The sequence below is a fragment of the Streptomyces sp. NPDC107546 genome (assembly GCF_055639175.1).
This window is the reverse complement of record NZ_JBVKBA010000045.1, coordinates 32,140-44,376: the sequence shown is the minus strand read 5'-3', so window position 1 is coordinate 44,376 and position 12,237 is coordinate 32,140. Positions and strand designations below refer to the sequence as shown.

Below are 12,237 nucleotides of genomic sequence, written 5' to 3'. Positions count from 1 at the left end.
GGGTGGGGGAATCTGGGGGGGGGGGGGGCGTGCATTTTTCGACCAAAAAGAGCCGTCGGGGGTGGGGAGAACGTGGGTCCCCGCCTGTCGTGTGGGCGGCCCGCACTTCGCGTTCACTGAGCACGGTGCCGGCCCCTGGCACACAGCGCGGGCGTGCCGCCGTCCGCCGCCGTGGGGCAGCGGACGGCGGCCGGACCTCCGGGGTCAGGCGGTGGGCCGCGGCGCGCGCAGGTGGGCGCGCTCCTTGAGCTCCTGCTCGTCGACCAGCTCCAGCATGGGCTTACCGGGGGCGCACATCATCGTGACGACGAATTCGGTCCTCTCGTCGGTGAGGGCGTTGCCGTCCTGGTAGTGGATGGCGTCGCCACCCGGCTCCCAGAAGGTGCCGCCGGCCTCGATGACGCGCTCGGGCTCGCCCTCGAGTTCGAAACGGACCGCGCCCTTGATGACATAGCCGAACGCCGGGCCGGAGTGGCGGTGCGGCGGAGTGCCGGGGTCACCGGGCTCCCACTGGACGTGGATGGTCATCGCCGAGGCACCCTCGGGAACGGTGATCGGCGAGGCGTCCTGGAGCATCTTCGCCGCTCGGGTCCAGCTCGGACCGTCCGCGCCGCCGGTTCCGTGACCGTGCCCGTCGTGGCCGTGGTGGGCGTGCTGTGAGTTCTCCGACACTGAATCGCACCTTCCGTGGTTCCACCGTGTCCGGGCGGCACATCCTCCGCCGTGCACGTGGTCATGTTCCGGTCGTGAAGACCGCTCACACCTCCTGACCGGCTACCCGGCGGATCTGTGACACCCGGTGGCGGCCGGCGACCTCCGGCACCCGACAAGCAGGGCACGGTGTCACACCAAACGGACCCGCCCTGTCTAGGTGTGGTGAGCACGGCGGCACGCAGACGTCCGCCACCGCCTTCGACGGATACCCAGCGGGGCCATCGGCCCCCGGACGGAAGAGACCCAGATGAGAGTGGTCGTTGTAGGTACCACCGGTCTGATCGGTTCCAGGACCGTCGCCAGGCTCCGGGACCACGGGGTGGAGGTCGTGCCGGTCTCCCGCAAAGAAGGAGTCGACGTCAGCACCGGCCAGGGCCTCGACCGGGCGCTGCACGCCGCCGAGGTGGTCGTGGACGTCACCGACGCACCCTCACGCAGGCAGGAGGCCGCCACGGCGTTCTTCAGCACCGCGACGGGTAACCTCCTCAAGGCCGCGGCCGCGGCGGGCGTCGAGCACTACGTCGCGCTGTCGGTGGTCGGCACCGACCGGGTCGGCTCGGGCTACTTCCGGGCCAAGGCGGCACAGGAGGAGCTGGTGCGGCACACCGCCCTTCCGTACTCCGTGGTGCGCGCCACGCCGTTCCACGAGTCCGTGGAGGCCGCCGCGACGGCCGGCACCCGGCCCGACGGTGTGCACGTCCCCCCGCTGCTGCTGCGTCCGGTCTCGGCGGACGATGTCGCCACGGCCGTCGCCCATGTCGCGGTGGGCCTGCCGCTGTTCGGGGTGCTCGAGGCCGCCGGGCCTGAAGAACTCCGGTTCGAGGACGTCACCGCCGAGCTGCTGACCTCCCTGGGCCGGCCCGCCCCGGTGATCGCCGACGCGCAGGCCCCGTTCTTCGGCGCGGTGATCGAGGAGCGGGCCCTCCTTCCCGGGCCGGCCGCCCACGTCGGCCACCACACCTTCAGCCAGTGGCTCAAGAGCCGCTGAGTCCGCCGCGCGGCGACGCGTCGTCGCCCGTGATCCACACCGACCGCCCTGTGGCGCCCACCGTGTCCACGGCCGGCGTCGCCGGCACCCACGCAGTGACAGGAAGGCTGCCATGAGTGATCCGTCCCGGCCCACTGAGACGTCAGTGATCAGTGAGCTCGACCAGCTACCCGATCGTGACCGCGAGGAGACCGCCGAATGGCAAGCCTCTCTCGACGCCGTCGTGCGGAACGCCGGGCCGGAGCGGGCGGTGTACCTGATGCGGCGGGTACACGAGTTCGCCGCGGCGTCGGGGACGCCCCTGCCCGGACTGCTGTCCACGGACTACATCAACACCGTCCCGGCAGCCGCACAGCCGGAGTTCGACGGTGACCTGGAGATGGAGTCCAGGATCACCGCGCTCAACCGGTGGAACGCAGCGGCGATGGTCACCCGTGGTTCCCGGCTGGGACTGGGCGGCCACATCTCCACCTACGCGTCGGCGGCCTGGCTCTACGAGATCGGCTTCAACCACTTCTTCCGGGGCAAGGACGGTGACGGCTCGGGCGACCAACTCTTCCTCCAGGGGCACGCATCCCCGGGCATCTACGCCCGGTTGTTCCTCGAGGGACGGCTCAGCAGGGAGCAACTGGACGCCTTCCGGCGGGAAGCGGGCGGCCACGGCCTGCCGTCCTACCCGCACCCGCGACGACTCCCGTGGCTGTGGGAGTTTCCGACGGTCTCCATGGGGCTGGGCCCGCTCGGTGCCATCTACCAGGCCCGCTTCAACCGCTATCTGCGGGCTCGCGGCATCAAGGACACCTCCGCCTCGCGGGTGTGGGCGTTCCTGGGCGACGGGGAGACGGACGAGCCGGAGTCGATGGCCGCCTTGTCTCTGGCCTCCCGCGAGGGGCTGGACAACCTGACGTTCGTCATCAACTGCAACCTGCAGCGCCTGGACGGGCCGGTACGGTCCAACTCGAAGATCGTCCAGGAGCTGGAGGCACGGTTCCGCGGCGCCGGCTGGAACGTGGTCAAGACCCTGTGGGGCGAGGCCTGGGACCCGCTGCTGGGACAGGACACCAACGGCGACCTGGTGCGTCGGCTCGGCGAGGTGCCCGACGCGCAGATGCAGACGCTGGCCGCGCGGGACGCCGCCTACATACGCGAGAACTTCTTCACCGGTGACGCCCTGTCCGCCGTCTCCGCCTCCCTGAGCGACGCGCAGGTGGTCGAGCTGTTCGAGAACTCCCGAGGCGGACACGAGCCGTTGAAGGTGTACGCCGCCTACCGGGCCGCGGTGGAGCACCGGGGCGCGCCGACGGTGATCCTCGCCCAGACGGTGAAGGGCCACACCCTGGGGTCGGCGTTCGAGTCCCGCAACGCCAACCACCAGATGAAGAAGCTCACCATGGAGCAGTTCCGTGAGATGCGCGACCTGCTGGAGCTTCCCATCCCCGACAGCGCGCTCGCCGGTGACCAGGTCCCGTACTGGCACCCGGGGGAGAACTCGCCCGAGGTGCGGTACCTGCGCGACCGCCGGGCCGCGCTGGGCGGTCCCGCCCCACTTCGGCGGGTGATCGCCAAGCCGCTGCCGGAACCGCCCGCCAAGCCCTTCGAGGCGTTGGAGAAGGGTTCCGGCCACCAGGAGGTCGCCACCACGATGGCGCTGGTCCGGCTGGTCAAGGATCTGATGCGCGACGAGGAAAGCGGGGCGCGCTGGGTGCCGATCATCCCCGACGAGGCCCGTACGTTCGGCATGGAGTCGATGTTCCCCACGGCCGGCATCTACTCGCCGCTGGGTCAGAACTACGATCCGGTCGACGCCGACCAGTTGCTCCACTACAAGGAGAGCACGACCGGGCAACTGCTCGTCGAGGGCATCACGGAGGCCGGTTCCGTGGCCGAGTTCGCCGCCGCGGCGACCTCGTACGCCACGCACGGCGAGCCCATGATCCCGTTCTACATCTTCTACGCCATGTTCGGCTTCCAGCGCACCGGCGACCAGTTCTGGGCGCTCGGCGACCAGATGGGCCGAGGGTTCGTCATCGGCGGCACCGCGGGGCGCACGACCATGACCGGTGAGGGACTGCAGCACGGGGACGGGCACTCGCACCTGCTGGCCGCCACCAATCCGGCGGCGATCAGTTACGACCCGGCCTTCGCCTACGAGATAGCGGTGATCGTCCGGGACGGTCTGCGCCGGATGTACGGCGAGCGGCCCGAGGACGTCTTCTACTACCTGACCGTGTACAACGAGCCGAAGCACCAGCCGCCCATGCCCGCGGTGCCGGGGATCGAGGAGGGCATCGTCCGGGGCATCTACCGGTTCCGGCCCGCCGAACCCGCCGCATCCGGACCCCGGCTCCAGTTGCTGTCTTCCGGTACGGCCATTCACTGGGCGCTGCGAGCGCAGCAACTCCTCGCCTCCGACTGGAACGTGCACGCCGACGTGTGGTCGGTGACGTCGTGGACGGAGCTGCGCCGCGACGCGATGCGCGCCGACGACGCCCGGATGCGCGGTGAGGAGCGCACCCCCTTCGTCACTCGGGCGCTGGCCGGTGCGCCGGGGCCGGTGCTGGCCGTCAGCGACTGGATGCGGCAGGTGCCCGACCAGATCAGCCAGTGGGTCGAGCAGGACTATTACTCCCTGGGCACCGACGGTTTCGGGCTGTCCGACACCCGTGAGGACGTGCGGCGCTACTTCCACGTGGACGCCGAGTCGATCGTGGTGACCGCACTGGACCGGCTGGCCCGGGCCGGGCAGATCCCCCTGGCCACCGTCGCGCAGGCCCGCACCCGCTACGGCCTCGACCGGTGAGCGGCGGGGAAGCGCGACCGATCCCCCATGGCGCAGGCCGTGGACGACAGGTTCGGAGGGCCCCTGCGCCCTGCCGGTCCGTGAGGAGCTGAACGACATCATGACGATCACCGTGACCCTGCCGGCCCTCGGCGAGTCCGTCACCGAGGGCACCGTGACCCGCTGGCTGAAACAGGTCGGCGAACGCGTCGAGACGGACGAGCCCTTGCTGGAGGTCTCCACCGACAAGGTCGACACCGAGATCCCCTCCCCCGCCACCGGCGTACTGCTGAGCATTGCCGTCGCCGAGGACGAGACCGCCGAGGTCGGCGCCGAACTCGCCGTCATCGGTGCGGCGGACGCGGTCCCGGCAGCCGCACCCGCGCCCTCGGCCGAGGCCCCTCAGGCCGCCCCGGCGCCGTCTCCCACCCCGGCGCCCGTGCCGGTCACGCCGCCTCCTGCCGCACCCCTCGCCCCGTCGCCGGCCCCCGCACCCGAACCCACGTCGGTACCACCGGTGCCGGCGCCGGCCGCGCCGGTGTCACCCGCGCCCGCTGTGCCGGCCACCCCGGCGGCGCAGGCGTCCGTGCTGCGCGGCCGGACGGTCCGGATGACCCGCATCCGCAGAGCCATCGGGGACAACCTGAAGAAGGCCCTGCTGGAGCAGGCGCAACTGACCAGTACGGTCGAGGCCGACGTCACCCGACTCATGCGGCTGCGAAACCGGGCGAAGGACGGTTTCCTGGCCCGCGAGGGCCTCAAACTGTCCCCGATGCCCTTCTTCGTCAAGGCCGCGGCCCAGGCGTTGAAGGCGCATCCGGTCATCAACGCCAGGATCAACGAGGCCGAGGGGACGATCACCTACTTCGACACCGAGAACGTCGGCATCGCGGTCGATACCGAGAACGGGCTGATGACCCCGGTGATCAAGGCCGCCGGCGACCTGACCGTCGCCGGGATCGCCCGGGCTGTCCGCGACCTGGCCGACCGGGCCCGCAGTGGCCACCTCGCCCCCGACGACGTGTCGGGCGCGACCTTCACGATCTCCAACACCGGTTCGCGCGGCGCCCTGTTCGACACCGTCATCGTGCCGCCGCGCCAGGCCGCGATCCTGGGCGTGGGCGCGACGGTCAGGAGGCCCGGGGTCGTGCGCAGCGCCGGCGAGGAGGTCATCGGCATCCGGGACCTGGTGCACCTGTCGTTGTCGTACGACCACAGGCTGGTGGACGGGGCGGATGCGACTCGCTACCTGACCACGGTCAGGGAGATATTGGAGTCCGCGGCGTTCGAGGACGACCTGTACCCCGACGCCGGGACGTGAGTCGTGCCGGTGCCCCTTTGAAGGTGCTAATGAAACAGCCGATGCGGAACACTATGTTCCGCATCGGCTTTTCTGTTCGAGCCGGTACCCGGTCCGGCTGACCGGAAGACAGTCGATGATCACCGGTGCCCGGCGCGGAGGAAGCAACTCCGCCGGCGGCCGGGCAGGCCGACCGCCAGATCACGTGCCTGGACCCAGGCGGTGACGGTGCCGCCCTCCTCGCTCCGGTGCACGGCGACGGGCACGTGGCGCAGGAGGGCGTCCATCCGTTCGTCGCCGGACAGGACGACGCCGTAGAGCGTCGCCCAACCGCCTCTGAGCGCGTCGTGGCCCAGGTGGTGCAGCAGGCGGGTACCCAGCCCCTGGCCCTGCCAGGAGTCCTCGACCAGAAGCGCGGCCTCGACGGCCGAGTGATCCGGCATCAGATGGCCCACGGCGACGATGCGGCCGGTGGTGTCCCGTGCGGCCAGGTGGACCGAGCCGGGGCGGGCCAGCAGAGCGGGCAGGTAGGTCTGAGGGTCGGCCATGGCCCGGTGGTAGCGGCTCCACAGGGTGTGCGAGGAGCAGCGACGATGCATCGCCACGAGGGGAGCGAGGTCGCCGGGGCCTATGGGAATGATCCGCGGTTCGCGGCGCATGGGCTTGTCCTTGCGCGGCCGGGCCCGGTGCGGGATGCGCACGGTCGGACCGGCGGTCGGGGGAACGGGGTTCGCGCACAGGGAAGCGTGGAACGCCCACGGGACCGACGTGGACCGAACGGTCCGGGTCAGTCCCGTGGGCGTTACGCGGAAGGGTCAGCGCACCGAGCGCGCGGCGTCCTCGATGACGTCGGTGACCTTGCCGGGCTGCGACACGCTCACCGCGTGGGACGCTCGGACCTCCGTGGTGTGGGCACCGGCCCGCTCGGCCATGAACTCCTGAGCCTGCGGAGGAATGTTGCGGTCCTGCGTGGCGACCAGGACCCAGGACGGGATGGTCTTCCAGGCGGGCTCCGCCGCGCCCTCGGCCAGGGCGGCATTGGTGATCGGTCGCTGGGTGACGGCCATCAGATCGGTCTCGTTACGGGGTACGTCCGCCGCGAACTGGTGCCGGAACTTGTCGTTCTGAATGTAGAGGTCGGTGCCTTGAGAACCGTCGGCGTTCGTGAACGGCACCGGGCGCAGCGCGTCGCCGAGTGTGCTGCCGGGGAACTTCCCCGACAGGTCGACCGCGCTCTCGCCCTTCTCCGGGAGGAAGGCGGCGAGGTAGACCAGCGCCTTGACGTTCTTGTTGCCGGTGGCGGCATTGCTGATGACCGAGCCGCCGTAGGAGTGACCGGCCAGGACAATGGGACCGTCGATGCCGGCCAGGACGATTGGCCACGGCGACCACGGGATAACCGTCGCGCCGCAGTCTCTTTATGACGCCGTTCCAGCTCGTGGAGTCGGCGAAGGCACCGTGGACCAGGACGACGGTGGGCTTGGGCGCCCGCGAGGGGGCGCCCTTGTCGGCGGAGGCCAGCGCGATGGTGGTGGCGAGGAGGCCCGCGGCGATGGTGGCGCCGGCCAGAACGGTGAGGGAGGTACGGGCCCGGCGTGTGCGGAAGGTACGGGTCATGTCGAATGCCTTTCGGACGGGATCGGGGGGCCGGCTCCCGGAGGGGGAGCGGGCTGGTACTGAAGGTCGATGCCCCTGCGCGGCCCGCTGCCGCGGTATGGGTGTGGATCCGCTGTGGCTGCGGGACAGCACCGATGCTGCCGCGCGGGGGGCGGGCCGGCGAGGCGGGGGCGCCGCGGCGAACAGCCGTGTGCGACGAACCGATCGGCCCGGCACTTCCTTGTGCCGCCTCTCACTCATGTGACCGGAAACATGTCGAAGGTGTGACATGTCATGACGACAGGTCCTGGAGTGTGCGTCGGCGATCAGGAGTGGTGGCGGCCGCTGATCTCCGTGTATTCGGCCGCCGTGGGCTTGGGAACCTGCGTACCCGAGCCGTAGAGGACACGGCTGAGCCTGACGCGCAGACGCTGGGCTCGGTGGGGCATGGCGCCGTCCGCGTCCTGCACGGGGGCGACCTCCAGGGGCCGGTACTGCGTGTGGGCGGTCAGGGCGTGCAATTGCGCCTGGGTGAGCGGCTCGTGAACCTCGACGTACTCTCCGTGCGGAAGCCGTTTGATGATGCCGCTCTCCCGCCCGTGCAGCACCTTGTCGCGGTCTTGCCGTTGGAGACCCAGTGCCACACGTTTGGTGACGAAGAAGGCCAGGACCGGGACGACGAACAGGCCGATGCGCACGGTCCAGGTGACTGCTTCGACGGAAACACGCAGATGAGTCGCTATCAGGTCGTTGGCGGCACCGACGAGGGCCACCGAGTAGACGCTGAGCCAGGCCACGCCCAGGGCGGTCCGCACCGGGCGGTTGCGAGGGCGGTCCAGCAGGTGCTGTTCGCGGTCGTCGTCCGTGACCCAGGACTCGATGAAGGGATAGGCGCCCATGGCGAGGAAGAGCAGCACGCCGATCAGCAGGGGCAGGAGGTTGTCCAGGGCCAGGGTGTGGCCCCAGAACGAGATCTCCCAGCCGGGCATGACGCGCAGGAAGCCGTCGGCGACGCCCATGTACCAGTCGGGCTGGGAACCGGCGGAGACCTGGTCGGGGCGGAAGGGCCCGTAGTTCCACACCGGATTGATCTGCGCGACGGCGGCCATGAAGAAGATCACGGCGGAGACGAGGAAGAAGTAGCCGCCGGCCTTGACGGCGTACACCCGGAACGGGATGCCGACGATGTTGGTGTTGGTACGGCCGGGCCCGGGGTACTGAGCGTGCCGGTGGCGTACGGCCAGGGCCAGGTGGCCGACGAGCAGGGCGACCATCAGTCCGGGGATGACCAGGATGTGGAGGGTGTTGAAGCGGGCGACCAGGTCCTCGCCAGGGAACTCGCCGCCGAAGAGGAAGAACGACACGTACGTCCCGACGACCGGGATCGAGAGGATCGTGCCGTTCACGACCTGCAGGCCGGTTCCGGACAGCAGGTCGTCGGGCAGGTCGTAGCCGGTCAGGCCCCCGAACATGGCCAGGATGAGCAGCAGGAACCCGAATACCCAGTTCAGCTCGCGTGGCTTGCGGAACGCGCCGGTGAAGAAGACTCGCATCATGTGCACGAACACGGCGGCGACGAAGACCAGCGCCGCCCAGTGGTGGGCCTGGCGGACGAGGAGGCCGCCGCGGACGTCGAAGGATATGTGCAGGGTCGAGTCGAAGGCCTCCGACACCAGCCGGCCCCGCAAGGGGGCGTAGCTGCCGTGGTAGACCACGGGGTCGGAGGAAGGGTGGAAGTAGAAGCTCAGGTAGGCGCCGGTGAGCAGCAGGATGACGAAACTGTAGAGTGCGATCTCGCCGAGCATGAACGACCAGTGGTCGGGGAAGACCAGGCGCCGTGCGGAGCGGGCCAGACGGCGGTAACCGAGTCGGCCGTCCGCCCATTGGGCGAGCCTCTCCCCCGTGTGCCCCTGCCCCGGCTCGGCCGGCCGGCTGTCGTTGCCCATCTCTTCACCATTCATTTCTGCATCACCCAAAGCTCGCTGCGTCTGATGGCGCCGCGGTCCCGGACACTGCCGTGGGTCCGCGGCACTGGCGTGTTGCGAGGGCTCCCCATCGCCGTGCAGCCGTAGCCGTCCGTGCCAAGTGCGTTCTCCCGGCCCCGACACGGGCCGGGGCCGGGGGAACGCACACGCGGCGCTGCGGAGCCGACTCGTCCACGGCTGTGTTGTTCGGGCACGGTTCGTGAACTGCTGTCCCAGTCATGACCGGCGAGACGGCTCAGGTGTGACACGAGGAGCCGGGTGCCGCCGTGCTCCTCGACGTCCGTGAGGAGGCCTGGGCATCAGCGTGGAACGACGTCGTCAAGCTCCTCACCTGCGGCGAAACGGATCAACTGGCGCCGGATGAGTTCCACGAGGGAGGCCCCGAGGAAGGGTTGCACGCGCCGACGTGCGGGGTGACCAGCACGCCGGGTGCTCCCAGAGCGGTGCTGGGACGAGTGGCTTGCTCATGATGCCGATGTCCTGGGTCAGCGGGCGTAGCTCAGTTCACAGGGAAGGCCGGCGAAACAGCACAGGACTTGTGACGGCGGTCACCCCGAGCCCGCACGGACCGGCACCCCGCTCGCCGCCATCGCTGTCACACCCACGGCCCAGGTGCTGTCTTGCTGGATATGCACCCTGTCATAGCGAGAGCACCGACCTTCCGGCCGCAGACGGATTCCTACGCCGTCACCGCGGAGTTCTACGACATCCTCCAGGCCGAAGCGGACGAGAGACGGGTCCGTCACCTCTACGGTCGCGAAGTCGCGAAGGCCCGTATCGGCGTCCTGGACATCGGTGCCGGCACCGGACGGGTCACGTTGATGAGCCTGGCCGAGTCTCAAGCCGACGTGTATGCCGTCGAGCCCGCGCGGGCCATGCGCACGTCCTTGATGACCCGCCTCGCCGCCCTGCCCGCATGGCAGAGGGAGCGGGTGACAGTACACCCGCACGCCTTGGACGAGGCGGCTCTGTGCGCGGTGGCGGACGTGGCCGTCTGCCACAACACGGTCGCGTGCCTCTCGCCGAGCGCGCGGCACGCGCTCTGGCATGCGATCGGCGCGGCCCTGGTCCCCGGCGGTTCGCTGTTCCTGCAGCTCCCGCCTGCCCTGCTTCCGGCCCGGACCGTTCTGCGCGTCCTGGCCGAACAGCGGGTCGGCGAGCACACGTACGGCGGACGCATGGCGATGTCGACCGCCGGGAACCGCATCCACACACGCGCCGACTACTGGGTCCGGGGGGCGGAAGGTGTGCTCCGGGAGCACAGCGAGACGTTCTGGATGTGGCCCGCCTCGCGCTCCCAGGTGATCGGCGACCTGGAACGGCACGGATTCGTCCCGTTGCCGGGACACGATGATCCGGCCGTCCTGGCGGTGACGCTCCGATCTCCCTGGTGAGACGACGGATCACACATCCTGGTGCGCGCGAAGACGGCCGGGGGACGCCGACGGCGGTCGCCCCGGCACGCTGACGCGACGATGTCACAACACGTGTCGTCGCCCGGTCTCATGGATGACCGCACCACACGACCCGCTGTGTGCGCCGCACAACCTGAGACGGGAATCATCATGTCGCCTGCGAATACGTTCGTGATCGTCGGGGGCGGGCTGGCCGCCGGCAAGGCCGCGGAAGAGCTGCGCGCGCACGGTCACGACGGGCCGCTCCTCCTCATCGGGGACGAGCGGGAGCGGCCGTACATTCGACCGCCCCTGTCCAAGGGCTATCTGCTGGGCAAGGAGGACCGCGAGTCGATCCACGTGCACCCCGAGGGCTGGTACCGGGAACACGGGGTCGATCTGCTTCTGGGCACGAGCGTGACGTCGGTCGACGGGCAGGCCAAGGAGGTGACGCTGGACGACGGTCGCCGCGTGCCCTACACCAAGCTGCTCCTGGCGACCGGTTCCTCACCGCGCCGCCTGTCCGTCCCGGGGGTGGACCTGGACAACGTGTTGTACCTGCGGCGCGTGGGCGACAGCGAGCGTCTCAAGTCCGCCTTCACCGAGGGTGCGCGGATCGTGGTGGTCGGCGGCGGATGGATCGGTCTGGAGACGGCGGCCGCGGCCCGGACGGCGGGGGCGGAGGTGACCGTGCTCGAGCACGCCGAGCTGCCCCTGCTCAAGGTTCTGGGGCGGGAGGCGGCCGAGGTCTTCGCCGGCCTGCACCGGGACCACGGCGTCGTCCTGCGTCCCCACGCCGCGATCGAACGCGTCACCGGAACCGGCGGCCGTGTGGACGGGGTCGTGCTCGCCGACGGCAGTCACCTGCCCGCGGACGCCGTGGTGGTGGGGGTGGGCATCACACCCAACGTCCGCCTCGCCGAGGAGGCGGGCCTGGACGTGCGCAACGGCATTGTCACGGACGAGTACCTGCGGACCTCGGTGGCCGACATCTATGCCGCCGGCGACGTCGCCAACGCCTACCACCCACGGCTCGGCCGGCACCTGCGCGTGGAGCACTGGGCCAACGCGCTGCACCAGCCGCGCACCGCCGCGCTGAGCATGCTGGGCAAGGACGCGGTCTACGACCGGCTGCCGTACTTCTACACCGATCAGTACGACCTCGGGATGGAGTACACCGGCTACGCCGAGCCGGGCGGCTACGACCGTGTCGTCTTCCGCGGGGCACCGGACGAGCGGCGGTTCATCGCCTTCTGGATGTCCGGGAACCGGATCGTGGCGGGAATGAGCGTCAACATGTGGGACGTCATCGACACGATCCGTTCCCTGATCGAATCCGGCGTGGAGACGGACGACGCCGTCCTCGCCGATCCCGCGGTTCCCCTGGAGAGCCTTCTTCCGCGCGTCTGAACCACTTCGGCGACACGGTTCGGCTCCACGGTGCCCGAGCACATCGACTCGCGCGGCCCCGTGCCGGCCAG

Annotated in this window: 7 protein-coding genes and 2 pseudogenes; 5 read left to right on the top strand and 4 right to left on the bottom strand. The window is 70.1% G+C overall.

From position 1 onward, the window contains the following. Positions 1 to 204: 204 nt before the first annotated feature. Entirely contained in the window at positions 205 to 672 is a 468-nt protein-coding gene (locus ACZ7L1_RS35690; protein WP_471443387.1) for a cupin domain-containing protein, read from the bottom strand. Between the two features lie 289 nt (positions 673 to 961). Here ACZ7L1_RS35690 and ACZ7L1_RS35685 point away from each other — a divergent pair, with 289 nt between their 5' ends. The 3 genes and pseudogenes from ACZ7L1_RS35685 to ACZ7L1_RS35675 form a co-directional block, all read left to right on the top strand. Next, on the top strand, positions 962 to 1,702 hold the full coding sequence (locus ACZ7L1_RS35685; protein ID WP_471443386.1) for an SDR family oxidoreductase: 741 nt from the start codon (positions 962 to 964) through the stop codon (positions 1,700 to 1,702). 112 nt (positions 1,703 to 1,814) lie between these two features. Continuing rightward, positions 1,815 to 4,502 (top strand): pyruvate dehydrogenase (acetyl-transferring), homodimeric type, encoded by a 2,688-nt coding sequence (gene aceE, locus ACZ7L1_RS35680; protein ID WP_471443384.1) that lies wholly within the window; start codon positions 1,815 to 1,817, stop codon positions 4,500 to 4,502. Positions 4,503 to 4,614: 112 nt separating this feature from the next. Continuing rightward, positions 4,615 to 5,802 (top strand): annotated as a pseudogene (locus tag ACZ7L1_RS35675) (2-oxo acid dehydrogenase subunit E2); the annotation flags it as partial. A gap of 119 nt (positions 5,803 to 5,921) precedes the next feature. Here the strand turns inward: ACZ7L1_RS35675 and ACZ7L1_RS35670 are convergent. From ACZ7L1_RS35670 to qcrB, 3 genes and pseudogenes are all read right to left on the bottom strand, one after another. Further along, entirely contained in the window at positions 5,922 to 6,440 is a 519-nt protein-coding gene (locus tag ACZ7L1_RS35670) for a GNAT family N-acetyltransferase (RefSeq protein WP_471443381.1), read from the bottom strand. 156 nt (positions 6,441 to 6,596) lie between these two features. Next, positions 6,597 to 7,398, bottom strand: a pseudogene (locus ACZ7L1_RS35665) (alpha/beta hydrolase). A gap of 305 nt (positions 7,399 to 7,703) precedes the next feature. Continuing rightward, positions 7,704 to 9,323, bottom strand: a complete 1,620-nt coding sequence (qcrB, locus tag ACZ7L1_RS35660) for a cytochrome bc1 complex cytochrome b subunit (RefSeq protein WP_471443380.1) — start codon at positions 9,321 to 9,323, stop codon at positions 7,704 to 7,706. A gap of 668 nt (positions 9,324 to 9,991) precedes the next feature. Here qcrB and ACZ7L1_RS35655 point away from each other — a divergent pair. Both ACZ7L1_RS35655 and ACZ7L1_RS35650 read left to right on the top strand, forming a co-directional pair. Then, positions 9,992 to 10,756, top strand: coding sequence for a class I SAM-dependent methyltransferase (locus ACZ7L1_RS35655; protein ID WP_471443378.1), 765 nt, complete (start codon positions 9,992 to 9,994; stop codon positions 10,754 to 10,756). A gap of 171 nt (positions 10,757 to 10,927) precedes the next feature. Further along, on the top strand, positions 10,928 to 12,166 hold the full coding sequence (locus ACZ7L1_RS35650; RefSeq protein ID WP_471443376.1) for an NAD(P)/FAD-dependent oxidoreductase: 1,239 nt from the start codon (positions 10,928 to 10,930) through the stop codon (positions 12,164 to 12,166). Positions 12,167 to 12,237 lie beyond the last annotated feature (71 nt).

Bases quoted from the DNA above. Each gene is read 5' to 3' on its own strand.
- ACZ7L1_RS35685 (WP_471443386.1), top strand. From the start codon at position 962: ATGAGAGTGGTCGTTGTAGGTACCACCGGTCTGATCGGTTCCAGGACC.
- aceE (WP_471443384.1), top strand. From the start codon at position 1,815: ATGAGTGATCCGTCCCGGCCCACTGAGACGTCAGTGATCAGTGAGCTC.
- ACZ7L1_RS35670 (WP_471443381.1), bottom strand. From the start codon at position 6,440: ATGCGCCGCGAACCGCGGATCATTCCCATAGGCCCCGGCGACCTCGCT.
- qcrB (WP_471443380.1), bottom strand. From the start codon at position 9,323: ATGGGCAACGACAGCCGGCCGGCCGAGCCGGGGCAGGGGCACACGGGG.
- ACZ7L1_RS35655 (WP_471443378.1), top strand. From the start codon at position 9,992: ATGCACCCTGTCATAGCGAGAGCACCGACCTTCCGGCCGCAGACGGAT.
- ACZ7L1_RS35650 (WP_471443376.1), top strand. From the start codon at position 10,928: ATGTCGCCTGCGAATACGTTCGTGATCGTCGGGGGCGGGCTGGCCGCC.